Genomic DNA, 22,922 nt, shown 5'->3' with positions numbered 1-22,922 from the left:
CGGCCGGCCGGCCCCGGTCACGGCAGCAGGTCGCGTACCACCGCGTCGGCCAGCAGCCGGCCGCGCAGCGTCAGCACCACCAGCCCCCGCGCGTACGCCCCGGCGTCGAGCAGCCCGGCGTCGCGGGCCCGCTCGGCGCCCGCCCGGCCGGCGGCGTCCAGCACGTCCAGCGGCAGCCCGGAGGCGAGCCGCACCCGCAGCATCACGTCCTCCATGTGCTGCTCGTCCGGGGTGAGCTGCTCCCGGGCCAGCGCGGGCGAGGCGCCCTCGGCCAGCCGCGCCGCGTACGCGCTCGGGTGCTTCACGTTCCACCACCGCACGCCGCCGACGTGGCTGTGCGCCCCCGGGCCCAGACCCCACCAGTCGGCGCCGGTCCAGTAGAGCAGGTTGTGCCGGCACGCCGCCGCCGCCGAACGGGCCCAGTTCGACACCTCGTACCAGGAGAACCCGGCCGCGCCGAGCACGGCCTCCGCGGCCAGGTAGCGGTCCGCCGCCACGTCGTCGGAGGGGTACGGCAGCTCCCCCCGGCGCATCCGCGCGGCCAGCCGGGTGCCGTCCTCCACGATCAGGGCGTACGCGCTGACGTGGTCCACGCCCGCGTCGACCACCTGGGCCAGCGAGGCGGCGAAGTCCTCAGCCGTCTCGCCCGGCGTGCCGTAGATCAGGTCCAGGTTCACGTGCGCGAACCCGGCGTCACGCGCCTCCAGGGCGGCGGCGGTGGCCCGGCCCGCGCTGTGCCGCCGGTCGAGCACCGCGAGCACCCCCGGCGCGGCGGACTGCATGCCCAGCGAGATCCGGGTGTAGCCGGCCGCCCGCAGCGTCTTGAGCGACTCCGGGCTCACCGACTCGGGGTTGGCCTCGGTGGTCACCTCGGCGTCGGCGGCCAGCCCCCAGACGCGGTCGATGCCGTCGAGGATCCGGGCCAGATCGTCGGCGGGCAGCAGGGTGGGCGTGCCACCGCCGACGAAGACGGTGTCGACCCGGGGCGGCGGCGAGTCGCCCAGCACCCGGGCGGCCAGCGCCAGCTCCGCCAGCACCGAGTCGGCGTACGTCTCCCGGCTCGCCCCGCCACCCAGTTCCGAAGCGGTGTAAGTGTTGAAGTCGCAGTAACCGCACCGGCTGGCACAGAACGGCACGTGGACGTACACGCCGAAGCCGCGGGCACCGACGGCGCGAGTGGCGGTGGCGGGCAGCGATCCGTCGCGCGGGACGGGTTCGCCTTCTGGAAGGACGCCGGGCATGGCCACTAGTGTGCCCGGCATGACCTCTCCGGACGCTCTCGTGCGAGTCGCCACGGCCCGTGGGGTGACCACCCTCACCCTGGACAGCCCGCACAACCGCAACGCGCTCTCCACGCCCCTGATGACCGAGCTGCTGGCCGGGCTGGCCGACGCGGTCGCCGACGACGCCGTCCGCGCGATCGTGCTCGACCACACCGGCCCGGTCTTCTGCTCCGGCGCCGACCTGAAGGAGACCGCCGCCGCGTACGCCAGCGGCACCGTGCCCGCCGGGATGCTCGGCGACGTGCTGGTGGCGGTGCGGGAGTGCCCGAAGCCGGTGGTCGCGAAGATCGCCGGGCCGGCCCGGGCCGGCGGGCTGGGCCTGATCGCCGCCGCCGACCTGGCGGTCTGCGCGCAGGAGGCGACGTTCGCGTTCACCGAGGTGCGGATCGGGGTGATCCCGGCGGTGATCTCGGCGACCGTGCTGCCCCGGCTGGGCCAGCGGGCCGCCGCCGAGCTGTACCTGACCGGCGACACGTTCGACGGCCGCCGGGCCGCCGAGATCGGCCTGGTCACCGCCGCGGTGCCCGGCGACGAGCTGGACGCCGCCGTCGGGCGCTACTGCGCCTCGCTGGTCAAGGGCGCGCCGGGGGCGCTGGCCGGGGCGAAGGAGCTGCTGCGCCGGCCCGCCGGTACCGACCTGCGGGGCGAGATCGGCGAGTTGGCCGCGCTGTCCACCGGGTACTTCCTCTCCGACGAGGGGCGCGAGGGCGTGCTGGCGTTCCGGGAGAAGCGTCCCGCCGCCTGGGTGCCCGCCGGGGAATGAGGTGCGCGGCCGGCCCCGCCGGAGCCGCTCCGGCCGACGTGGGGCCCGCCGGTCGGCCGAGACCCGCCGGTGCGGGTGGGAAGTACGCTTGTCGGACTGTCGGGACAGGGGGTGCGGGTGCGGACGCGAGCGGCGATCGTGGCATCTGGGGTGGCGGTGTGCGTGCTGGCACTGCTCGCGGTCTACGTCGTGACCAAACAGTTCGGTGAGCACCTGCGGCTCCCCCTGTCCAGCCGGACCTGCACCGTGCAGGCGGACGGCGAGGTGGTGCTCGGTGCCGACCAGATGGCGAACGCGGCCACCATCGCGGCCATCGGCATGCAGCGCCGGATGCCCGACCGCGCGGTGGTGGTGGCGCTGGCGACCGCGTACCAGGAGTCGCACCTGCGCAACATCGCCCACGGCGACCGCGACTCGCTCGGCCTGTTCCAGCAGCGCCCGAGCCAGGGCTGGGGCACCCCGGAGCAGGTCCAGGACCCGCGGTACGCGGCGAACAAGTTCTACGCCGCGCTGAAGAAGGTGAAGGGCTGGGAGCGGATGCGGGTCACCGACGCCGCCCAGCGGGTGCAGCGGTCGGCGTTCCCCGAGGCGTACGAGAAGTGGGCGGACGAGTCGGAGGTCCTCACCCGGGCGCTGCTCGGCCACGCGACCGGCGCGGTGGCCTGCACCGTCTCCTCACCGCCGACGATGCGGGGGCCGGCCGCCGCGAGCGCCGTGCTGGAGAGCCTGTCGCTGGACTGGGGGCTGCCCCGGCTGCCCACGGCGACGGACCTGACCGCGCTCACCGTGCCGGCCGGCGGCGACCGCAACGGCTGGCGGTACGCGCACTGGCTGGTCTCGCACGCCGACGACCACGGCGTGAAGAGGGTCCGCTTCGGCAACCTGGAGTGGACCGCCGAGCAGGGCTCCTGGGCCCGGGTGAAGGGCGACCCGGCCACCGAGGTGCGGGCCGAGGTGTTCGCCGCGGCCTGACGGCCGCCGGGTCGGCCCGCACCGGGTCAGCCCTTGACCGCTCCCGCCACCAGACCGGAGACCATCCGGCGCTGTACCAGCAGAAAGAAGACGATCACCGGCAGGGTGAACAGCGTGGACGCGGCCATCACCGAGCCCCAGGCGGTGTCGTCCCGGCCGAAGAAGAACGTCATCGCCACCGGCAGCGTGTACTTCTGCTGGTCGTTGATGAAGGTCAAGGCGAAGATCAGCTCGTTCCAGGCGGTGATGAACGAGAAGATGCTGGTGGCGACCAGGCCGGGCGCGACGAGCGGGAACAGCACCTTGCGGAACGTCTGGGCCCGGCTGGCGCCGTCGATGGCGGCGGCCTCCTCCAGTTCCTTGGGCACCGCGGCGACGAATCCGCGCAGCATCCAGACCGCGAACGGCAGCGAGAAGCCGAGGTACGTGAGGATCAGGCTGGGCAGCGTGTTGTAGAGGCCGAGCCGCTGGATCATCAGGAACAGCGGGATGACCAGCGCCTCCAGCGGGATCATCTGCACCACCAGCAGCATGATCAGGAACGTGGTGCGCAGCTTGAACCGGAACCGGGCCACGGCGGTCGCGGCGAGCAGCGCGACCAGCCCGCTCAGCAGCACCGTCGCGAGCGCGACGAGCACGCTGTTAAGGAAGAAGTCGGCGAACGTGACGCCCGGGATCAGGTTGCCGGTGAGGATCTCCCGGTAGTGCTCCAGCGTCGGCTCCGCCGGCACCGGCCGGGGGGTGGACGAGAAGATCTCCCGGTTGGGCTTCAGTGAGGTCGCCACCATCCAGTAGACCGGGAAGGCGGCGAAGAGCGCCACCAGCAGACCCGCGCCGTTGAGGGCGATCTTCTTCGTCATTCGTCCTCCTGCTTCAGCACCATGCGGACGTACAGGGCGGTCACCACGAGCAGGATCACGGTGAGGATGACCGCGATGGCCGAGCCGAGGCCGTACTTGGGCGGCGGCGAGAACGCCTCCGCGTACGAGTAGATCGACAGCATGAACGTCGTCCGGTCCTGGGTGCCGCCGGCCAGCACGAACTGCTGGGTGAAGACCTTGAAGTCCCAGATCGTGGAGAGCACCACGAGGATGCCGAAGACCGGCCGCAGCATCGGGAACGTGACCTTCCAGAAGACCTTCCACGGCCCGGCGCCGTCGACCCGGGCCGCCTCCTGCAGCTCCGTCGGTACGCTCTTGAGCCCGGCCAGGACGCTCACCGCGATGAACGGGAACGAGTGCCAGACCACCACGAGCGTCAGGATGGCGAAGAACAGCAGCGGATCGTTGAACCAGCCGTACCCGGTCCAGTCGCTGCGCCCGAACAGGGCCGTGGAGAGCCCGTCCGGAAGCTTGTTGAACAGCCAGGTGACCAGGCCGCTCGTGTCGTCGAAGATCCACTTCCAGACGATCGTGCCGGTCAGTGCCGGGGTGGCCCAGGCGAGCATCACGCAGCTCGCCACGAACGTGACCATCTTCTTGCCCAGGCGGTTGAGCAGCAGCCCGACCAGCGTGCCGAGGATCATCGTGAGCGCCACGTTGGCGAGCGCGAACAGCACGGTGTTGCGCAGCACCGTACGGAAGAACGGGTCGCCGAGGATCTGGGCGTAGTTGGCCAGGCCGACCCACGGCCACTCGCGGTCGCCGCGCAGCTGCCGGACGCTGTCCAGCTTGTGGAAGGACATCCACACGACCTGGCCGAGGGGCCAGAGCAGCAACACGGCGATGATCGCCAGGCAGGGCAGCAGGAGCAGATACGGAAGGTGGTCCACCCGGCGACGGCGCCGCCGCGCGGGGGTCTCCCGCGCGGCGGCCTCGCCGGGGCTCTTTGTCAGTAGGCTCACTTGCTGTTCAAAATGCCTTCCATCTCGGTGGCCGCGTCGGCGGTTGCCTTCTCGACCGTCTTCTGGCCCTTGATGACCGAGCTGTTCATCGCCTGGGTCACCGTCTTGGTCCGGCTGACCTCGACCCACTTCGGGGTGAGCGGGGTCAGCTTCGTGTTCTGGATGGCGGTGGCGAACGCGGCCATCACCTTGTCGTTGGCGTAGTCGCCGCTGCTCACCAGGTCCTGGTAGACCGGGAAGAAGCCGAGGCTGCTGGCGAACTCCTTGTCCTTCTGCTTGCTCAGCAGCACTGTCATGTAGTCCCAGGCCAGCGCCTGCCGCTCGCTGTCCTTCCAGATGGCGATGTCGGAGCCGCCGGCGAACGCCGGGGCGGGCTTGCCGTCCGGGCCGGGGATCGGGAACGTGCCCCACACCTTCTCGATGTCGGGGTTGTCCTTCTTCATCGCGCCACCCTGCCAGCTACCGGCGAACGCCATGGCGGCCTTACCGGTGGCGAACTGGGTGCGGGCGTCGACCTCGTTCCACCCGGCGGCGGCGGGCGGGGCGACCTTGTGCACGGTCACCAGGTCGGTCCAGAACTTGACCGCCTTCTGCGCCTCGGGGGTGTTGTAGCCGGACTTCCAGCTGTCGCCCTCCTTGGTGGCGATCTCCCCGCCGGCACCCCAGAGGAAGGAGTAGAACGGCAGCTCGGAGTTGCCGGGCAGGGCGATGCCGTAGGTGCCGGGCTTCTTGGCCTGCACGGCCTTCGCGGCGGCGATCATCTCGTCCCAGTTCGTCGGCGGCTTGACGCCCGCCTCGGCGAACCAGTCGGTGCGGTAGTAGACGGCGCGGACGCCGGCGTACCACGGCACGCCGTACTGCTTGCCGTCGAGCTGGGCGTTCTTGACCAGGTCGGGCAGGATGTCCTTGCCCTCGGACCAGCCGTTGAACTTGTCCGAGACGTCGGCCAGGGCCTCCTGCGCGGCCCAGCCCTGGGTCTCGGTGTTGCCCAGCTCGGTGACGTCCGGGCCCTCCCCGCCGGCGAGCGCGGCCTGGAACTTCTTCGGCGCCTCGAGCCAGGGAATGTACTGCACCACGACGTCGGTCTCGGGGTGCTTCTTCTTGAACTCCGCCTCGACGCTGTCGAGGAACGTGGTCTGGGCGTCGCCGCCCTCACCCATCATCCACACAGTGAGCTTGCTGTTGTCGGCGGCCTTGTCGTCGTCGCCGGAGCCACCGCACGCGGTCAGCACCAACGCGGCCGACGCCACGATGGCGGTGACCGGAGCCAGCCGCTTCCACCTGTTCACGCCATATCTCCCTCAGGGCCGTTTGGCACTAACCTTCTCTGCCGCACCTTAGTAGGAAAATTTCCTTTACAACAGGGGGAGTTCGTGGCGGAGGCACAGGCGACCGTATCGCAGCCTGAGGCCCGGCCGGCATCGACGCCGTCCGGGCAGCTCAGGGCACACATACGCCGACGGGCGCCCGGCCGGTGAGGCCGGGCGCCCGTCGAGGCGCGTGGTGCGGGGTCAGTAGCGCGAGACGCCGCGACGGCGGCCGACACCGGCCACCAGGGCCACGCCGATCGCGGCGAACAGCACCTGCAGCATCAGCTCGCGCCAGTCGATGCCGGCGGTCTCGGCGAAGCCGGAGGCCCGGGCGACGATGGTGCCCAGAAGCGCGGCGCCGACGCCGATCAGCATGTGCAGCCACATCGGCATGTTCTGCCGGCCCGGCACGACCAGCCGGCCCAGCGCGCCGACGATCAGACCAACGACCAGCGCCGTGATGATGCCCCAAACGGTGAGCTCCATGGTCGCCCTCCTCCTTAAGATCGGGTCACACATTCCTGTGTGGTTACTGTCGTGATCGCTAAGTTCCCGACCGCCCGGAAATCCAAACCGACTCCGATGACGAATTGTTCAGGCGTACCCTGAGCTGCTGCTTCTCCCCGAAACCCGGCGCGGCGGGCCAGCCCGGCGCACCGACGGGGCTCAATGCGCCGAATACACCGACGGGCACCCGGCCGCATCGGCCGGGCGCCCGTCGAGGCGCGTGGTACGTCGATCAGTGATGCGCGACGCCGCGGCGGCGGCCGACGCCGGCCACCAGGGCCACACCGATGGCCGCGAGCACGACCTGCACGGCCAGCTCGGCCCAGTCGATACCGGCGGTCTGCGTGGCGATGCCGAGCGCGCGGGCCAGGACGGTGCCCAGCAGCGCGGCGCCGACGCCGATCACCATGTGCAGCCACATCGGCATGTTCTGCCGGCCCGGTACGACCAGCCGGCCCAGCGCGCCGACGATCAGACCCACGACGAGCGCGGTGATGATGCCCCAGACGGTGAACTCCACGGTCGGTCCTCCTCAAGCGATTTCGCACGTTCCGTGCGGTTGCTGTCGTGCCCGCTAAATGCCCGACGCATCGAAAACCGAAACCGGCGGCATCGACCGCCGCTCCCCGACCGCGACGAACCCGCAGGTGGGAGCGCTGCCGGCAGCTGAAAAATTCCTGGGTACGCGAACCGGCCGGCGCCCTGGAGAGGACGCCGGCCGGTGCGTGGAGCCTTGCCGCTACTTCTTGCCGGGCGACTTGGTGTCGCCGGAGTCGGACGACAGCGCCGCGATGAACGCCTCCTGAGGGACCTCCACCCGGCCCACCATCTTCATCCGCTTCTTGCCCTCCTTCTGCTTCTCCAGCAGCTTGCGCTTACGGCTGATGTCACCGCCGTAGCACTTGGCAAGCACGTCCTTGCGGATCGCGCGGATCGTCTCCCGGGCGATGACCCGGCTGCCGATGGCCGCCTGGATCGGCACCTCGAACTGCTGGCGCGGGATCAACGAGCGCAGCTTCGCCGCGATCGTCGTGCCGTACGTGTACGCCTTGTCCTTGTGCACGATCGCGCTGAACGCGTCGACCGGCTCGCCGTGCAACAGGATGTCGACCTTGACCAGGTCGGACGCCTGCTCGCCGGAGGGCTCGTAGTCGAGCGAGGCGTAACCCTTGGTGCGGCTCTTGAGCTGGTCGAAGAAGTCGAAGATGATCTCGGCCAGCGGCAGCGTGTAGCGCAGCTCCACCCGGTCGGCGGAGAGGTAGTCCATGCCGAGCAGGCTGCCGCGGCGCCCCTGGCACAGCTCCATCACCGCGCCGACGTAGTCGTTCGGGGTCAGCACGGTGGCCCGGACGGTCGGCTCGTACACCTCGGCGATCTTGCCGGTCGGGTACTCGCTCGGGTTGGTGACCACGACCTCCTCGCCGTCCTCCTGAATGGCCCGGTAGACCACGTTCGGCGCGGTGGAGATCAGATCGAGGTTGAACTCCCGCTCCAGCCGCTCCCGGATGATCTCCAGGTGCAGCAGGCCGAGGAAGCCGCAGCGGAAGCCGAAGCCCAGCGCGCCGGAGGTCTCCGGCTCGTACGTGAGCGCCGCGTCGTTGAGCTTGAGCTTGTCCAGCGCCTCACGCAGGTTCGGGTAGTCCGAGCCGTCGATCGGGTAGAGCCCCGAGTAGACCATCGGCTTCGGATCCTTGTAGCCGCCGAGCGCCTCGGACGCCGGCCGCCCGTTGATGGTGACCGTGTCACCGACCCGGGACTGCCGCACATCCTTCACGCCGGTGATCAGGTAGCCCACCTCGCCGACGCCGAGCGCGTCGGCCTTCACCATCTCCGGCGAGATGACGCCGATCTCCAGCAGCTCGTGGACCGCGCCGGTGGACATCATCTTGATCCGGTCCCGGGCGGAGATCCGGCCGTCGATCACCCGGACGTACGTGACCACGCCCCGGTACACGTCGTACACCGAGTCGAAGATCATCGCGCGAGCCGGCGCCTCGGCGTCGCCCACCGGCGGCACGAACTGCCGGACGATCTCGTCCAGGAGGTAGGGCACGCCCTCGCCGGTCTTGCCGGAGACCCTGATGCAGTCCGCCGGGTCGCCGCCGATCAGGTGGGCCAACTCCTCGGCGTACTTCTCCGGCTGGGCGGCCGGCAGGTCGATCTTGTTGAGCACCGGGATGATGTGTAGGTCGTTCTCGAGCGCCAGGTAGAGGTTGGCGAGCGTCTGCGCCTCGATGCCCTGCGCCGCGTCGACGAGCAGGATCGCGCCCTCGCAGGCGGCGAGCGAACGGGACACCTCGTAGGTGAAGTCCACGTGGCCCGGAGTGTCGATCATGTTGAGCACGGCGGTCTCGCCGGCCCGGTCGCCCTCGCGGATCGTCCACGGCATCCGCACGGCCTGGCTCTTGATGGTGATGCCGCGCTCGCGCTCGATGTCCATCCGGTCCAGGTACTGCGCGCGCATCTGCCGCGGATCGACCACACCGGTGAGCTGCAACATCCGGTCGGCCAGGGTCGACTTCCCGTGGTCGATGTGGGCGATGATGCAGAAGTTCCGGATGCGCGCCGGGTCGGTGGCACCAGGAGCGTTCGCGCCGGGATCGAGCGTCGGTGGCACAGCGGTCCGTTCTGGTCGGCTGACGTGAGCGGGCCGGCGCGCCGCCGGCCCCCTCCATGGTCCCACGTCGCCCGGGGCGCGCCCGGGCTCCCCCTTCACTCCACGCCTATTCCACGGGTGGCTCGACGAACAGCGCGGCCAGCCTCGGCAGCCGGCGGCGGGCCTCCTCCTCGTCGTCGAAGTCCCAGAAGTCGTTCAGGTCGGGCACCGGGACCGGGTCGCGCTCGGCCGGCAGGTCGGACGCGGTGGCCTTGCGGTACGCGTCCCACGGCACCCCGAGCATCCGCTCGCACTCGAACTCCTCGCCACTGAGCGCGGCGGCCCGGACCTGCGGCAGCTCGGCCAGCGAGTCCGGGTCGCCGACCGTCCGGGCGAACACCGCCCGGCCCTGGGTCATCAGCCAGCCCCGGAAGTACTCGAAGCCGTCGTCCGAGGCGCCGCCGTTGATCAGGTACGCCGCGCCCCACAGGTCGACCCGGTAGGAGGCGGCGAGCACCCGCCGCTGGTGGTGGGCGTATCCGACGATCTCCTCCGGGTCGCGCTCGGCCAGCAGCGCGACCGCCCGGGCGGCGACCGCGTCGGGCTCTCCCCCGGCGCCGGCGCGGGCCTCGTCGATCAACTGCCAGAACTCGTCGGTCCTCATGGCAGGCAGTCTGGCAGAGCCCACCGACGCGCCGGTTCGCCGCGCGCCGCCGGTGCGGCAGCATGGTGCGGTGCGCGCGATCTCCCTACCGCCCGTTCCTTACGGGTCGACGGCCGTCCGGCCCGGCTGGGCCGACCTGCCGGCCGGGCTGCGCGACGCGCTCGCCGCCCGGATCGGCGGTCCACCAGCGGCGGTACGGGTGGCGGGTGGCGGCTTCACCAGCGGCTTCGCCGCCGTACTGACCGGCCCTGCCGGGGAGCGGGCGTTCGTCAAGGCGGCGGCACTGAACGGGCAGCGGCACCTGGTCGACTGGTACGCCCACGAGGCGGCGATCCTGGCCCGGCTCCCGGCCGGGCTGCCGGTGCCCCGGCCGCGCTGGGCGCTCACCGAGTCCGGCTGGTACGCGCTCGCGCTCGACGCCATCGACGGGCACACCCCCCGCCTGCCCTGGGCGCCGGCCGAGCTGGACGCCGCCCTCGCCGCGTACGCCGAGGTGGCCGCCGCGCTCGCCACCGCGCCCGCGGAACTGGCCGCGCTCCGGCTCCCCCGCCTCGCCGACCTGGCCCGCGACGACATCCTCTGGTGGGGCGAGGTGGCCGCCGGACGGGAGCCGCTGCCCGAGCAGGCCGCCGGCGCCCCACTGGCCGAGCTGGTCGCGCTGGAGTCGCGCCTGCCCGGGTACGCCGACGCCGCTCCCGGCCTGACCCACGGCGACCTGCGGGTGGACAACCTCCTGATCGACTCCGGCGGGCGGGCCTGGCTGTGCGACTGGCCCTGGCTCTGCCACGGGCCGGCCTGGTTCGACCTGGCCGGGCTGCTGCTCACCGCGTACGCCAGCGGCCTCGACGCGGACGCCGCGTTCGCGGGGCACCCGGCGGCGGCCGGGGCGCCCGCTGACGCGCTGGACGTGACGCTCGCCGCGCTGGCCGGGTACTTCCTGACCGGCGCCGAGGCCGGGCCGTCCAACGCCTCCCCGCACCTGCGCGCCCACCAGCGCTGGAGCGGGGAGCAGGCACTCGGCTGGCTGGCCGAGCGCCGGGGCTGGTCCTGGGCACGCCCCGCCCCTTCCCCCTGATCCACACCAGTTCGGCGAGATGGCGGCATCCCACGGGCCCTGACCTCACCACCTCCCCGAAGTGGCACGCGCTCGACCAGGCTGGATGGGGCCGGGCGGAGGCGTTTTGGCTCGTCCGGGGCCGACCTGGTAGCCTGGCTTTTCGCGCGGCGATGACGCATGCTCGTCGTGCGCGAAAGCAGACCAACCCGAGCTATCAAGACGAGGCTGTCGCGTGGCGAACATCAAGTCCCAGATCAAGCGCAACCGGCAGAACGAGAAGCGCCGGCTGCGTAACAAGTCGGTCAAGTCGTCGCTGAAGACCGCCATCCGGAAGTTCCTCGTGTCTGCCGAGGCCGGCGACACCGAGAAGGCCACCGTGCTCATGCGTGAGGCCACCCGCAAGCTGGACAAGGCTGCCAGCAAGGGTGTCATCCACTCGAACCAGGCGGCCAACCGGAAGTCGGCGATCGCCAAGCGCGTCGCCTCGTTCTCTGCCTGACCAGCGCCACAGATCCCACCGGAAGCCCCGGGGCCATTGTGCCCACGGGGCTTCCGCCTGTCCGTACTCCCCCCCTTGCACCATCGGAATGCGGGGCGTGGTGCGCGGCGCGGGTGCGCCGCGGAGATCGTGGAAGATTTCGGCCCCTACGGGGGCCGTTTCGTACCAAGATCTGCGGGGTGATCGCGCCACGGTCGGTCGGCGACGGCGCCGGCGGGAGAGCGCGGGTGTTCGGAGGGCGTAGCGCGGGGCGTCCGGCGGAAGAGCGCCGCCCGGTGGCTGCGGCTATCGCTCGTTCGGGCGGTCGAACGTCGCGCGTTGGGGATGGTGGTAGCGGACGCCCCGGGAATCGGCGGTCGCGCCGCCGTGCAGCGCACCGGAGCTCGCCGGTGACGCGCCGCCCGGCAGCGACCCGATGCTCGCCGCCCCGCCCGGCGACACGCGGGCGCTCGCCGGCACCCGGGCCCGCCCGATCACCGGCTCCATCTGCCGGCGGAAGCGGTCCCGTTCCTGCTCGGGCACCTGCGCGGCGGTGCGGACGACCATCTCGGCCACCACGTCGTTGAGCTTGACCATCGCCGCGACCGCGACCGGCAGCACCAGCACCGCCCACCAGCTCACCAGTTCGGCGAGCGCGAGCAGCACGGCCAGCGCCACCGCGCCCTCGAAGAAGAGGAAGCAGAGCACCCCACCCGGGTTGACGAAGCGCAGCCCCAGCACCCGGGCGTAGAGCGGGCGGTACCGCTCCTCGTCCGTGGCCACCGTCGACCACGCTCGGGTCACCGGGCGCCGCCCTGCCGGGCCGCGGCCACCGAGAACACGGCCCGCTCCAGCGCGTACGCCCGGTCGTCGGCACCGCCCTTGACCGCCGCGTTGCACTCGGCGGCCACCCGCATCGCCTCGACCAGGCCCTCGGGCGTCCAGCCCCGGGCGCGTACCTGAGCCTTCTCGATCTTCCAGGCCGGCATGCCGAGCGTCTTGGCCAGCTGGAACGCGTTGCCCCGGCCGGCGGCGGCGACCCGGGCCACGGTCCGCACGCCGTCGGCCAGCGCGTCGGCGATCGGCACCGGGTCGACGCCGACGTGCAGCGCCCACCGCAGCGCCTCCAGCGCGCCGGGCACGTCACCGACCATCGTCGCGTCGGCGACGGTGAAGCCGGTCACCTCGGCCCGTCCCCGGTAGTAACGGGCGACGGTGTCCGCGCCGATCCGCCCGTCGGTGTCGGCGACCAGCTGCGAGCAGGCGGCAGCCAGCTCACGCATGTCGTTGCCGACGGCCGCGACCAGGGCGTCGGCCGCGTCGGGCGTGCACTTGCCACCGTGGCGGCGGATCTCGTCCCGAACGAAGGCGGACCGCTCCCGGTCGCCCTTGAGCTTCACCGCCGGCACCACTGTGGCGCCCGCCGCCCGCAGGCCGTCCGCGAACGCCTTGCCCTTGGCCCCACCCAGGTGCAGCACCACGAGTTGCACGTCCGGGTCGGGATTCTTCGCGTACCCGAGCAGCGCGGTGGACAGGTCCTTGCGGGCGTCCTGACCGGAGCGGAGCACGAGCACCCGGCGACCGCCGAACAGCGACGGGCTGAGCATCTCGGCGATCTCGCCGACGGTGAGCGTGCCGGCCTGGTATTCCCGCACGTCCACGTCGGGGTCGACCTCGCGGGCCCGGGCGACGGCTTCGGTGACCGCTCGCGTGGCGAGCAGCTCCTCGTCGCCCAGGACGAGCACAATAGGAGGCAGGTCGGCGGGGGTCACGTCGCCCATACTCGCACGCCCTCCGACCCGGCCGGGCCTGCTCATCGGGGACTGTGACGGCGCAGCCCGCAGACAGCGCAAATCCAGACATTTGACTTGATCCCCTTTTTACTCTGACAAGATTCCCCCTCAGCGTGGCCGTCCCGCCTCGGCGCCCCGCTTCACCACCGCGAGCCCGCCACCCACCCGGACCGCTGCGATGTCCCCGTCGGTGTCGGTACGCGACACCCGCGCGCCGCCCCGGCTCAGCCGATCCAGCAGCCCGGCGTCGGGGTGCCCGTAGTCGTTGCCGACGCCCACGCAGACGAGCGCCACCGCCGGACGCACCGCGGCCAGGAACTCCGGATCCTGGTACGCCGACCCGTGGTGGGCCACCTTCAGCACGTCGGCCCGGATCCGGGCGGCCGGCGTCGTCTCCAGCATCGCCCGCTGCTCCTCCGTCTCGGCGTCCCCGGTCAGCAGGATGCGTACCCCGTCCACGGTGGCGGCCAGCACCAGCGAGTTGTTGTTCGGGTCGGACCGGCTGCCCCGCAGCGGGTACGGCGGCCCGACCGCGTCCAGGTCCACCGCGCCCGCCCGCCACCGCCACCCCGCCTGCACCGGAGCCACCGGCGTACCCGCCCGACGGGCCGCCTCGCGTACCTGGGCGGCCCCGTAGGGCGGCTCGGACCAGGACGGGCCCACCACAGCACCCACCCGCCGGCCCCGGAACACCCCGGACACCCCGCCGACGTGGTCGACGTGGAAGTGACTGACCACCAGCAGCGGCACCTCACGTACCCGGAGGCGGCGTAGGCAGGCGTCCACGCCTGACGGTTCCGGGCCGGCGTCGACCACCACGGCCCGGCCGGCGGCGACCGGCAGCACCACCGCGTCCCCCTGCCCCACCGCGCACGCCACCACCACCCAGCCGCGCGGCGGCCAGCCGGAGGCGAGCAGTCGTACCGGCACCGCGCCCAGCACCACCGCCACCGCGACGACAGCGATCAGCCGCCGCGCCCGGCGCCGCTGGAAGGCGAGCAGCAGCGCCACGCTCACCGCGGCCAGCAGCAGCGCCCCGGCCGCCCCGCCCGCCCACGGCAGGTTCCCGGCCGGCAGGTCCGCCCCGTATCCGGCCACCGCCACCAGCCAGCGCGCCGGCCAGCTCGCCAGCCAGGCCAGGAACTCCGCACCGCCCGGCCACAGCGGCGACAGCACCGCCGCCAGCACGCCGAGCACAGTGGCCGGCGCGACGGCCGGCACCGCAAGAAGGTTCGCCGGCACCGCCACCAGGCTCACCGTCGCGGATAGGCCGGCGATCACCGGGCCGCAGGCCAGTTGCGCGGCCGCCGGCACCGCGAGCGCCTCGGCCAGCCCGGCCGGTACGCCCCGGCGCCGCAACGCGTCCCGCCAGCCGGGCGCGAGCAGCAGCAGTCCCCCGGTGGCGCAGACCGACAACGCGAAACCCGGGTCGCCCGCGAGCTCCGGGTCGTACAGCACCAGACCGGTGACGGCGGCGGCGAGCGCGGGCAGCGCCGACCGGGACCGCCCGGCGGCGAGCGCGGCGAGCCCGATCGCGCCCATCGCTGCGGCACGCACCACGCTCGGCGAGGGTCGCACCAGGATGACGAACCCGACGAGCGCGAGGACGCAGAGCACGGCGGCGGTACGCGGACCGGCGCGCGCCCAGCGGGCCAGCAGCAGCACCGCCCCCACGACGATCGCCACGTTGGAGCCGGACACCGCGTTGAGGTGGGTCATCCCGGTGGCCCGGAAGTCCTCCTCCACCTCCGGCAGCAGCCGGCTGGTGTCGCCCACCACCAGACCCGGCAGCAGCCCGCCCGGCGCGTCGGGCAGCGGTTCGCAGGCCCGTTGCAGCCCGGCGCGCAGCACGCCCGCGGCCCGTTGCGGCCACGACGCGTCGCCGCGCAGCGTGGGCGGGTCGGCGGTGGAGAGCACGGCGGCGGTCAGGTCGCCGCCGCGCGGGGCGGACAGCCGTCCCCGGCTGGTGACCCGCTGCCCCGGCAGCAGTGGACGCCAGGACGGGTCGGTGGCGAGCACCAGCGCGCGTACCGGGCCGGTGACCCGGGTGCCGCCGGATCCGGTGAGCCGGATCAGATCCACCCGGACCAGCAGCATCGGCGGACGGCCGGGCGCGCCGCGAATCGCACGGGGGTCGTCTCGGAGCACCAGCTCGGCGGTGACCGGGGCTCGGTCGGTGACGAGCGCGCGGACCGGGGCGGCGTCGCGGACCGCGACCCGGGCCCCGGTGGCCGCCGCCCCGCAGAGCACGCCGAGCAGCACGGCGACCGCGATCCAGCCGTAGCGACGGGCCACCGCACCCGGCCGGCGGCCCAGCACCCCGCCCAGGTGCAGGCCCGCGAGCAGGGCGAGCGCAGCGGCGACGGCGGCCAACCACACGCTCGCCCGGGCGCTGAGGTGCAGCCCGGCCAGCGCGGCGAGCCAGGCGGCCACCGCCAGCCCGGCCAGCCGCAAGTCGGGCGCGTCGCGCTGGGCCGCGTCTCCGTCGACCGGGCGGGAACCATCCAGGGCCGGTCGCGATCCACGGCGGTTCACACCGTCACCAGTTCCTTGAGCTGCTCGTACCGGGCGTCGCCGATGCCGTCGACCTGGCGCAGGTCGGACACGGACCGGAATCCGCCGTTGCGGTCCCGGTGGTCGAGGATCCGCTGGGCGAGCACCGGGCCGACGCCCGGCAGCGCGTCGAGCTGGGCGAGCGTCGCGGTGTTGAGGTTGACCGGTCCGGCGGGCGCCGCCGAACCACCGGGCGCACCGCCACCGGTCGCCGGTCCGGGCACGGCCTGACCGGGTGGGGCGGTGACACCGACCAGGATCAGCTCCCCGTCGGTGACCTTGCGGGCGGGGTTGAGCAGCGCCACGTCGACGCCGGGCAGCGCACCGCCCGCCGCCTCGATCGCGTCGGCCACCCGCGCGCCGGCCGGGAGGCGGACCAGGCCGGGACGCCGGACCTTGCCGGCCAGCGCGACGACCACCTGACCGGGTGAGCCCGCCGGCACGGGCACCCCGGGTACCGCTTCGGTCGCCGTGCTCACCGGCGCCTCGGCGGACGCCGCGACCGGCTGGACCGGCTCGGCGCTGGGACGCGCGCGCCACGCCCAGACGGCGGCCACCACGACCACCACCGCGGCCACCGCCGCGAGCGCGCGCACGCCCCGGCGACCGGGATCGAACGCCCCGGGGCCGGGGAGCCGCGACGCGAGCCCCCGCTCGGTTGCCGGAGCATCGTGGACTCCGGCGTCCGGCTCGGCGCGGGCCGGCTCGGGAGCGAACCGGTGCTCCCGCTCCGGGAAGCCGGCGCGCAGCCCGGCACCCTGCTCGGGCGGCGAAGGCGGGGGCCACCGCTGCGACGCGGCCGCCCGGACGTCGGTGACTGGCGGGACGGCAGCTTCCGTGTCCGCGCCTCCGAACAGCCGGGCGAGCCGCCGCCGTACCGTCGTCTCCTCGTCGTCTGGCACGGCTCGGGACGCTACGGCGACGGCTCGTCACCCGTCGGCCGGTGAACTCTCACCTGTGGACGACGCAAGCACTGTGGACAGGATCCCGATCAAGCCCTGACTGTGCTAAAGCCGACCGGTGACTGGATGCCGGGCCAGCCAGTCCACCGCGCCGGCATCCCGCTCGACCACGACCACCATGCCGCCGGCGGCGGCCAGCCGTTCGACGACGGCCCGCCCGCCGCCGGTGACGACGTACGACAGTGGGCTCATCCGGCCACCCTAGGGAGTGCGGCGGTGGACCACCACGCATGCCAGCCCGGGCCCGGCGTGGGCGGCGACGACGGCTCCGGCCTCGGTGACGTACGTGTCGTGCAGGCGGTCGCCCAGGCGCTCGGTCAGCGCCGCCAGCAACTGCTCGGCCCGCTGCGGCGCGGCGAGGTGGTGCACGCCGAGGTCCACAGGCCCGTCGCCGGCCGCCTCGACGGCGAGGTCGACCAGGCGTGCCACGCCCCGGCTCGCGGTCCGGACCTTGTCCTTCACCACGATCGCACCATCGGGCATGTGCATGATCGGCTTGACCGAGAGGGCGGTGCCGAGCAGTGCCTCGGCCGCGTTGATCCGGCCGCCCCGGCGCAGGAACTCCAGCGTGTCGACGTAGAAGTAGATGGTTGTCCGGGCGACCGCGTCCAGCGCCGCGTCGCGTACCCCGGTCAGGTCGGCGCCCTGCGCGGCGGCCGCGGCGGCGGCGAGCGCCGGGAAACCGAGGCCCATGCCGGTGGATCGGCTGTCGACCACCGTGACCCGGTCGTCGCCGACCTCGGCGGCGGCCAGCCGGGCGGCCTCGACGGTGCCGGACAGCTCGGCGGACAGGTGCACCGACACCACGCCGTCGGCGCCCTCGGCGAGCAGCGTGCGGTAGACCTGCGCGAACTGTTCCGGCGCGGGCCGGGACGTGCTCACCGAGACCCGCCGGCCGCTCAGCGCGCGGGTGGCGTCGGCCGGGGAGGTCTCGACGCCCTCCAGCCCTTCCGCGCCGTTGAGGACGACGGTGAGCGGAACGACCGTGAACCCGCGTGCGCGGACCAGGTCGGGGGGCAGGTAGGCGGTGGAGTCGGTGACGACCGCGACGGGCATGACCGGCACGCTAGCCGATGGCGCTGTGACGCGCCGGGTCCGGAGGTGTCAGACCGCCTCGGTGAGCGCCGGCTGGGCGATCAGGCCGACGTTGTGCGCGCGCAGGTGCCAGCCCCGGACGTCGTCGTGGCGCAGTTCGGTCCAGTGGCAGTTCGCCAGCGAACCGAGGCTGCGCAGCACCGTGTGGTCCCAGCCGAGCAGGTGCCCGACGCCCTGCCGGGCGCCGCCGCCGTGGGTGGTCACCACGACCGTGCCGCCGACGGCGAGGTCGGCGGCGGCCTGGAACGCGGCGCCGAGTCGCTCACCCAGGTCGGGCAGAGGCTCGATGCCGGCACCGGGGTCGGGGTCGCCGGCCCGCCAGCGGGCGTACTCGTCGGGGTGGCGCTCGGCCACCTCGGTCAGGGTGAGGCCCTGCCACTGGCCGAAGTGCCGTTCGCGCAGCCGGGCGTCGGCGCGGACCGGCAGCCCGGTCAGCGCCGCGAGCGCGGCGGCGGTGTCGGCGGCGCGGCGCAGGTCGCTGGCGACGAGCGCGTCCGGGCGCAGCGCGGCGAGCACCGGAGCGGCGGCCCGGGCCTGCTCGCGGCCGAGGTCGTTGAGCGGCACGTCGGTCTGGCCCTGGACCCGGCTCGCGGCGTTCCAGTCGGTGTTGCCGTGCCGCCAGACGATCAGGCGGGTCATTCGGCGGTGGCGGTGCCGGCGGCCGAGTCGGCCAGGTCGCGATCGGTGAACGGGATCTGCGGGCAGTCCTTCCAGAGCCGGTCGAGGGCGTAGAACTCGCGCTCCTCGGTGTGCTGGACGTGGACCACGATGTCGACGTAGTCGAGCAGCACCCAGCGGCCGCCCCGCTCGCCCTCGCGGCGCACCGGCTTGGCCTTGTCCGGCAGCTCCAGCAGGCGCTCCTCGATGGCGTCGACGATGGCGAGCACCTGACGCTCGTTCGGAGCGGCGGCCAGCAGGAACGCGTCGGTGATCGCGAGCTGGTCGCCCACGTCGATGATGACGATGTCCTGTGCCTTCTTGTCGGCCGCGGCCTGGGCGGCGGCCATCGCCAGCTCGTGCGCGCGTTCGGAAACTGTCACCGTTCTCCTTCGATCAACCGTGCGACCCTCCAAGCCTCTCACACCCGGCGGTGCGGCGACTTGTCAGTTCTGGTCGATTTCAGGTATCAACCGGGACGTAAGTGGGCGTATCACCGCTGGTAGAGACGCCGTTTCGCGATGTACTGCACCACACCGTCGGGCACCAGATACCACACCGGCTCCCCCCGGGCGACGCGCGCGCGGCAGTCGGTCGACGAGATGGCCATCGCGGGCACCTGCACCAGGCTCACCGAGTCGGCCGGGAGGTGCTTGTCGGTGAGTTCGAAGCCGGGCCGCGTCACGCCGATGAAATGGGCCAGTTCGAGCGCGTCGTCCAGGTCCTTCCAGGAGAGGATGCGCTCCAGGGCGTCCGCGCCGGTGATGAAGAAGAGCTGCGCCTTCGGGCCGTACTCGGCGTGCAGGTCGCGCAGCGTGTCGACGGTGTAGGTGGGACCGCCGCGGTCGATGTCGACCCGGCTCACCTGGAAACGCGGGTTGGAGGCGGTGGCGATCACCGTCATGAGGTAACGGTCCTCGGCCGGGGTGACCGCTTCCTCCGCCTTCTGCCACGGCTGCCCGGTCGGCACGAACACGACCTCGTCCAGACCGAACCGGTCGGCCACCTCGCTCGCCGCCACCAGGTGCCCGTGGTGGATCGGGTCGAACGTGCCGCCCATGATGCCGACCCGCCGGATGTCTTCCTCCACCCCGCGATCGTAGGCCGCGCCCCGGACAGGCCCGGGCGGGGTCGGCCACGCCGGGCGGAGGAGGCCGCCCGGCGTGCCCGGTCAGGCCGACGTGGCCGCCACCGCCGTCCGGGCCACGAGCGCCCGGCGCATGTCGTCGTCCAGGTCGGTCACCCACCGCCGCAGGCCGGGCGTGAGGTCGTCGCGGGCCAGCAGCGCCGCGGCCATCTCCCGGGTGGGCTGCGCCACGGCGTAGCGGGGGTACGCGGCGACGGTGACCGCGTCGGCCACCCACGCGGTACGCAGACGCGCCGCCGCCGGCATGTCGGTGAAGTAGCGCTCCACGTACCCGGCGGTCAGCTCGGCCTGCTCGGGCTGCCAGAAGCCCTCTGCGGTCGCCTCGACCAGGCGGTTCGACAGTTCGGTGCTGCGGGTGACGATCTCCCAGGCGGCGCGCTTCGCGTCGGCGCCGGGCAACGCGGCCCGGCACGCGGCGGCCTGCTCGGCGCCGGTGGCGCTGCGGTCGGCGCCGGCCTCGGCGTCGATCTCCGGCGCGCCGGCCGCGCCGAGCACCACGAGCCGGCGCAGCACCGCCCAGCGCAGGTCGGCGTCGACCGCCAGGCCTGGCGGGACGCCCTCGCCGGCCAGCCAGCCGGTCAGCATCGCGGTGTCGGTGGTGGCGCCGATCAGACCACGCGCGGCGGCGAGCTGCAACGAGCCGCCCGAGGGTGCCGGGTCGAGCAGCGCCGCGCAGGCGGTCGCGACCCGCAGCAACGCCGCGTCACGGGCGAGCGGGTCGAGGTAGCGGTCGATCAGCCGGCGGCTGAGCGACAGGACGTCCTCGACGATCGTCACCTCGGTCTCGGCGGGCAGCGCCGCCCCGATCAGCTCGGCGAGCGCGCCGGCCGGCCGTTCCCCGTCGGTTACCGCGTCCAGCGTCTCGGCCCAGAGCAGCGCCCGGGCCAGCGAATCGTCCAGGCCCGGAAGCAGCAGCGGCACCGCGTCCGCCGAGGCCGGGTCGAGCCGGACCTTCGCGAACGTCAGGTCACCGGCGTTCGGCAGCACGAGCCCGGTGGCGGGCCGCCCGACCAGCTCCGGCAGCGGCGTACGGCCGCCGTCGGCGTCCGGGTCGAGGTCGACCTCGAACCGGTACGCCGGGCCGTCCGCGGTGTGGTGGGCCACCCCGATGCGGTGCGGCCGCAGCACCGGGTGGCTCGCCGGGGCGGTCTGCACGATCGCCACGTCGGTCCACCGCCCGTCGGCGTCCACAGCGGTGTCCACCCGCAGCGTGTTCACCTGCGCGCGGCGCAGCCAGCGCTCCGCCCAGCCGTCCAGGTCGCGGCCGCTCGCCCCGCCGAGGGCGGCCAGCAGGTCGGCGAGCGTGGCGTTGCCGAACCGGTGCGCCGCGAAATGGGCGTTCAGCCCGGCCAGGAACGCCTCGTCACCGAGCCAGGCGACGAGCTGGCGCAGGACACTGGCGCCCTTGGCGTACGAGATGCCGTCGAAGTTGAGCAGCGCCTGGGCGGCGTCTGCCACCTCCTGCGGGGCCACCGGATGGGTGGAAGGGCGCTGGTCGGCGGTGTAGCCCCAGGCCTTGCGGCGGCTCGCGAACGTGGTCCACGCCTGGTCGAACCGGGTCGCCTCGGCGGTGACCCGGGTGCCCAGGTATTCGGCGAAGGACTCGTTGAGCCACAGGTCGTCCCACCAGCTCATGGTGACCAGGTCACCGAACCACATGTGCGCCATCTCGTGGGCGATGGTGGTGGCGCGCAGCTCCCGCTGGGTGTCGGTGACCGCGGAGCGGAACACGTAGTCGTCGCGGATCGTGACCAGGCCCGGGTTCTCCATCGCGCCGGCGTTGAACTCGGGCACGAACGCCTGGTCGTACTTGCCGAACGGGTAGCGCTCGGCGAACAGCTCGTGGAAGCGGTCGAAGCACTGCCGGGTGACGGTGAAGATCTCGTCGGCGTCGGCGTCCAGGTGGGCGGCGAGCGAACGTCTGCAGTAGAGGCCGAGCGGGATGCCGTCGTGCTCGGCGCGCAGCACGTGCCAGGGCCCCGCGATCAGCGAGACGAAGTAGGTGGCCAGCGGCTCGGTGGGGGCGAACTCCCAGCGGCCGGGCGCGGGCCGCTCGGCGAGCTGCCCGTTGGCGGCGACAGTCCACTCCGGCGGCACGGTTACCGTCAGCGTCACCGGGGCCTTCAGGTCGGGCTGGTCGAACGCGGCGAAGATGCGCGGCCCGTCGTCCAGGAAGGACATCGCGTAGAGGTAGGTCTCGCCGTCGGCCGGGTCGACGAAGCGGTGCAGCCCCTCGCCGGTGTTGGAGTAGGCCATCTCGGCCTCGACGGTGAGCGTGTTGGTCCCGGCCAGGCCGGTCAGCGGCAGCCGGTCGCCGGCGAGCAGGGCCGGGTCGAGGTCGCGGTCGTTGAGGCGGGCGGCGACGAGTCGGCGCGGCTTGACGTCGACGAAGGTCTCGGCACCGGGGGTGGCCCGGAACCGGATGGTGACGGCGGAGCGGAACCGCTCGGCGTCGCCGGTCAGGTCGAGGTCCACATCGTAGGACTCGACGACGATCGACGCGCCGCGCGCGGTCGCCTCTGCACGGGTGAGGCTCGGCATCCGCTTATCCTGCCCGATGAGGTCCGCTCGGGCCTTCTCGTTACGCATGGCAATGGAGGAGCAGCGATGGGTCAGCACCCCAAGGGCGATTTCGACCTCTCCCGGGCGGTTTGGCAGCGGGCCGAGGGCGACACCTCCGAGGGAGCGGTCGAAGTGGCATTCGTCGACGACCTGATCGGCATGCGCAACTCCGCCGAGCCGGACGGGCCCGTGCTGGTCTTCACGCAGGCCGAGTGGGACGCGTTCGTCGCGGGCGCCCAGGACGGTGAGTTCGACCTGGACTGAGCGCGCCTCAGTCACCGTCGCCCCAGCCGAGGCCGCCCGGACCGGGCGCGTGGTGGAAGCCGGGGTGACCGGCCACGTCGGCACAGCGCTCGCCGTCGGGCCCGGCGGCGTCGCAGAACAGCCGCTCGGCGCGGTGCCAGGCGTCCGCCGGGGACAGCGCCGCCGCGCCCAGCGCCAGCTCCGGGCGGAGCAGTCCGAGCGCTTCGGCGTACGCCACGGCGTGTTCACGCGCGACGGCGGGATCGGCGGCCGCGAAGCCCAGGTGCACGGTGAAGTGCCGCGGTGGGCGGGGTGCGGAGCGCCGCGGCCCGCCGATCAGCGGCCCGTCGCGGCCGTCGCCGCGCAGCCGGTCCGGCGCCTCGCGGTGCCGTCGTGCCGCCCTGTCGTCACGCATCGGTGCCCTCCCCCGTCGCCGG

Annotated in this window: 23 protein-coding genes and 1 pseudogene; 5 read left to right on the top strand and 19 right to left on the bottom strand. The window is 73.2% G+C overall.

Annotated features, from left to right (window positions below):
• Positions 1-17: 17 nt before the first annotated feature.
• A complete protein-coding gene (gene hemW, locus GA0070215_RS21035) occupies positions 18-1,241 on the bottom strand; it encodes a radical SAM family heme chaperone HemW (protein ID WP_208600391.1) in 1,224 nt (407 codons plus the stop codon).
• Positions 1,242-1,260: 19 nt separating this feature from the next.
• On the opposite strand from hemW, the gene GA0070215_RS21030 reads away from it, so the two are divergent.
• Positions 1,261-2,046 carry an enoyl-CoA hydratase-related protein gene (locus tag GA0070215_RS21030; protein WP_026268344.1) on the top strand — a complete coding sequence of 262 codons (786 nt, stop codon included), beginning with the start codon at positions 1,261-1,263 and terminating at the stop codon, positions 2,044-2,046.
• Positions 2,047-2,157: 111 nt separating this feature from the next.
• The gene (locus GA0070215_RS21025) at positions 2,158-3,018 is read left to right on the top strand and encodes a hypothetical protein (protein ID WP_208600390.1); all 861 of its coding nucleotides are present in this window, start codon (positions 2,158-2,160) and stop codon (positions 3,016-3,018) included.
• Between the two features lie 26 nt (positions 3,019-3,044).
• On the opposite strand, the gene GA0070215_RS21020 is transcribed toward GA0070215_RS21025, so the two are convergent.
• The 7 genes from GA0070215_RS21020 to GA0070215_RS20990 form a co-directional block, all read right to left on the bottom strand.
• Positions 3,045-3,878, bottom strand: coding sequence for a carbohydrate ABC transporter permease (locus tag GA0070215_RS21020; RefSeq protein ID WP_018787323.1), 834 nt, complete (start codon positions 3,876-3,878; stop codon positions 3,045-3,047).
• Positions 3,875-4,861 (bottom strand): carbohydrate ABC transporter permease, encoded by a 987-nt coding sequence (locus GA0070215_RS21015; protein ID WP_018787322.1) that lies wholly within the window; start codon positions 4,859-4,861, stop codon positions 3,875-3,877. Before GA0070215_RS21015 ends, GA0070215_RS21020 begins: the two co-directional genes overlap by 4 nt.
• A complete protein-coding gene (locus GA0070215_RS21010) occupies positions 4,858-6,150 on the bottom strand; it encodes a sugar ABC transporter substrate-binding protein (RefSeq protein WP_018787321.1) in 1,293 nt (430 codons plus the stop codon). Before GA0070215_RS21010 ends, GA0070215_RS21015 begins: the two co-directional genes overlap by 4 nt.
• A 222-nt stretch (positions 6,151-6,372) precedes the next feature.
• Positions 6,373-6,657, bottom strand: coding sequence for a GlsB/YeaQ/YmgE family stress response membrane protein (locus GA0070215_RS21005; protein WP_030503112.1), 285 nt, complete (start codon positions 6,655-6,657; stop codon positions 6,373-6,375).
• A 253-nt stretch (positions 6,658-6,910) separates the two neighbouring features.
• On the bottom strand, positions 6,911-7,198 hold the full coding sequence (locus GA0070215_RS21000) for a GlsB/YeaQ/YmgE family stress response membrane protein (protein ID WP_018787320.1): 288 nt from the start codon (positions 7,196-7,198) through the stop codon (positions 6,911-6,913).
• A gap of 219 nt (positions 7,199-7,417) precedes the next feature.
• Positions 7,418-9,295: a translation elongation factor 4 gene (gene lepA, locus GA0070215_RS20995; RefSeq protein WP_018787319.1), complete on the bottom strand. Its 1,878-nt coding sequence runs from the start codon at positions 9,293-9,295 to the stop codon at positions 7,418-7,420.
• A 106-nt stretch (positions 9,296-9,401) separates the two neighbouring features.
• Positions 9,402-9,938 (bottom strand): DUF4240 domain-containing protein, encoded by a 537-nt coding sequence (locus GA0070215_RS20990; RefSeq protein ID WP_018787318.1) that lies wholly within the window; start codon positions 9,936-9,938, stop codon positions 9,402-9,404.
• Here GA0070215_RS20990 and GA0070215_RS20985 point away from each other — a divergent pair.
• Both GA0070215_RS20985 and rpsT read left to right on the top strand, forming a co-directional pair.
• Positions 9,937-11,013 carry a phosphotransferase gene (locus tag GA0070215_RS20985; RefSeq protein ID WP_018787317.1) on the top strand — a complete coding sequence of 359 codons (1,077 nt, stop codon included), beginning with the start codon at positions 9,937-9,939 and terminating at the stop codon, positions 11,011-11,013. The two genes, GA0070215_RS20990 and GA0070215_RS20985, sit on opposite strands and share 2 nt — an antisense overlap.
• A gap of 214 nt (positions 11,014-11,227) precedes the next feature.
• Positions 11,228-11,494 (top strand): 30S ribosomal protein S20, encoded by a 267-nt coding sequence (gene rpsT / locus GA0070215_RS20980; RefSeq protein WP_091048864.1) that lies wholly within the window; start codon positions 11,228-11,230, stop codon positions 11,492-11,494.
• Between the two features lie 285 nt (positions 11,495-11,779).
• Here the strand turns inward: rpsT and GA0070215_RS20975 are convergent, their stop codons facing one another.
• The 10 genes and pseudogenes from GA0070215_RS20975 to pepN form a co-directional block, all read right to left on the bottom strand.
• Entirely contained in the window at positions 11,780-12,277 is a 498-nt protein-coding gene (locus GA0070215_RS20975) for a hypothetical protein (protein ID WP_026268341.1), read from the bottom strand.
• Positions 12,274-13,254, bottom strand: coding sequence for a DNA polymerase III subunit delta (holA, locus tag GA0070215_RS20970; RefSeq protein WP_026268340.1), 981 nt, complete (start codon positions 13,252-13,254; stop codon positions 12,274-12,276). The genes GA0070215_RS20975 and holA overlap by 4 nt, the downstream gene beginning before the upstream one ends.
• A gap of 120 nt (positions 13,255-13,374) precedes the next feature.
• Complete coding sequence (locus GA0070215_RS20965; RefSeq protein WP_091048975.1) at positions 13,375-15,774, bottom strand: ComEC/Rec2 family competence protein; 2,400 nt, start codon at positions 15,772-15,774, stop codon at positions 13,375-13,377.
• A gap of 23 nt (positions 15,775-15,797) precedes the next feature.
• Positions 15,798-16,721 (bottom strand): ComEA family DNA-binding protein, encoded by a 924-nt coding sequence (locus GA0070215_RS20960; RefSeq protein ID WP_091048861.1) that lies wholly within the window; start codon positions 16,719-16,721, stop codon positions 15,798-15,800.
• Between the two features lie 144 nt (positions 16,722-16,865).
• Positions 16,866-16,973, bottom strand: a pseudogene (locus GA0070215_RS20955) (short-chain dehydrogenase); the annotation flags it as partial.
• Positions 16,974-16,982: 9 nt separating this feature from the next.
• Positions 16,983-17,837, bottom strand: coding sequence for a DegV family protein (locus tag GA0070215_RS20950; RefSeq protein ID WP_091048971.1), 855 nt, complete (start codon positions 17,835-17,837; stop codon positions 16,983-16,985).
• A 48-nt stretch (positions 17,838-17,885) separates the two neighbouring features.
• Positions 17,886-18,515, bottom strand: coding sequence for a histidine phosphatase family protein (locus tag GA0070215_RS20945; protein WP_091048857.1), 630 nt, complete (start codon positions 18,513-18,515; stop codon positions 17,886-17,888).
• Positions 18,512-18,916, bottom strand: coding sequence for a ribosome silencing factor (gene rsfS, locus GA0070215_RS20940; RefSeq protein ID WP_018787304.1), 405 nt, complete (start codon positions 18,914-18,916; stop codon positions 18,512-18,514). The genes GA0070215_RS20945 and rsfS overlap by 4 nt, the downstream gene beginning before the upstream one ends.
• Before the next feature lie 110 nt (positions 18,917-19,026).
• Positions 19,027-19,623: a nicotinate-nucleotide adenylyltransferase gene (nadD, locus tag GA0070215_RS20935; protein ID WP_018787303.1), complete on the bottom strand. Its 597-nt coding sequence runs from the start codon at positions 19,621-19,623 to the stop codon at positions 19,027-19,029.
• A gap of 81 nt (positions 19,624-19,704) precedes the next feature.
• Positions 19,705-22,221, bottom strand: coding sequence for an aminopeptidase N (pepN, locus tag GA0070215_RS20930; RefSeq protein WP_091048853.1), 2,517 nt, complete (start codon positions 22,219-22,221; stop codon positions 19,705-19,707).
• Positions 22,222-22,287: 66 nt separating this feature from the next.
• Here pepN and GA0070215_RS20925 point away from each other — a divergent pair, with 66 nt between their 5' ends.
• Positions 22,288-22,506 (top strand): DUF397 domain-containing protein, encoded by a 219-nt coding sequence (locus tag GA0070215_RS20925; RefSeq protein ID WP_013287999.1) that lies wholly within the window; start codon positions 22,288-22,290, stop codon positions 22,504-22,506.
• 7 nt (positions 22,507-22,513) lie between these two features.
• Here the strand turns inward: GA0070215_RS20925 and GA0070215_RS20920 are convergent, their stop codons facing one another.
• Positions 22,514-22,900, bottom strand: coding sequence for a hypothetical protein (locus GA0070215_RS20920; RefSeq protein ID WP_091048848.1), 387 nt, complete (start codon positions 22,898-22,900; stop codon positions 22,514-22,516).
• Positions 22,901-22,922: the final 22 nt, after the last annotated feature.

It is taken from the genome of Micromonospora marina (assembly GCF_900091565.1).
In the GTDB taxonomy this organism is placed as follows: domain Bacteria; phylum Actinomycetota; class Actinomycetes; order Mycobacteriales; family Micromonosporaceae; genus Micromonospora; species Micromonospora marina.
Note: the sequence above shows the minus strand (reverse complement) of the source record. Positions and strands in the feature narration are given on the sequence as shown.

Excerpts from the sequence above, each read along its gene's own strand:
- hemW (WP_208600391.1), bottom strand. The coding sequence starts at position 1,241 with ATGCCCGGCGTCCTTCCAGAAGGCGAACCCGTCCCGCGCGACGGATCG.
- GA0070215_RS21030 (WP_026268344.1), top strand. The coding sequence starts at position 1,261 with ATGACCTCTCCGGACGCTCTCGTGCGAGTCGCCACGGCCCGTGGGGTG.
- GA0070215_RS21020 (WP_018787323.1), bottom strand. The coding sequence starts at position 3,878 with ATGACGAAGAAGATCGCCCTCAACGGCGCGGGTCTGCTGGTGGCGCTC.
- GA0070215_RS21005 (WP_030503112.1), bottom strand. The coding sequence starts at position 6,657 with ATGGAGCTCACCGTTTGGGGCATCATCACGGCGCTGGTCGTTGGTCTG.
- GA0070215_RS20985 (WP_018787317.1), top strand. The coding sequence starts at position 9,937 with ATGGCAGGCAGTCTGGCAGAGCCCACCGACGCGCCGGTTCGCCGCGCG.
- GA0070215_RS20990 (WP_018787318.1), bottom strand. The coding sequence starts at position 9,938 with ATGAGGACCGACGAGTTCTGGCAGTTGATCGACGAGGCCCGCGCCGGC.
- holA (WP_026268340.1), bottom strand. The coding sequence starts at position 13,254 with ATGGGCGACGTGACCCCCGCCGACCTGCCTCCTATTGTGCTCGTCCTG.
- GA0070215_RS20950 (WP_091048971.1), bottom strand. The coding sequence starts at position 17,837 with ATGCCCGTCGCGGTCGTCACCGACTCCACCGCCTACCTGCCCCCCGAC.
- GA0070215_RS20945 (WP_091048857.1), bottom strand. The coding sequence starts at position 18,515 with ATGACCCGCCTGATCGTCTGGCGGCACGGCAACACCGACTGGAACGCC.
- pepN (WP_091048853.1), bottom strand. The coding sequence starts at position 22,221 with ATGCCGAGCCTCACCCGTGCAGAGGCGACCGCGCGCGGCGCGTCGATC.
- GA0070215_RS20925 (WP_013287999.1), top strand. The coding sequence starts at position 22,288 with ATGGGTCAGCACCCCAAGGGCGATTTCGACCTCTCCCGGGCGGTTTGG.
- GA0070215_RS20920 (WP_091048848.1), bottom strand. The coding sequence starts at position 22,900 with ATGCGTGACGACAGGGCGGCACGACGGCACCGCGAGGCGCCGGACCGG.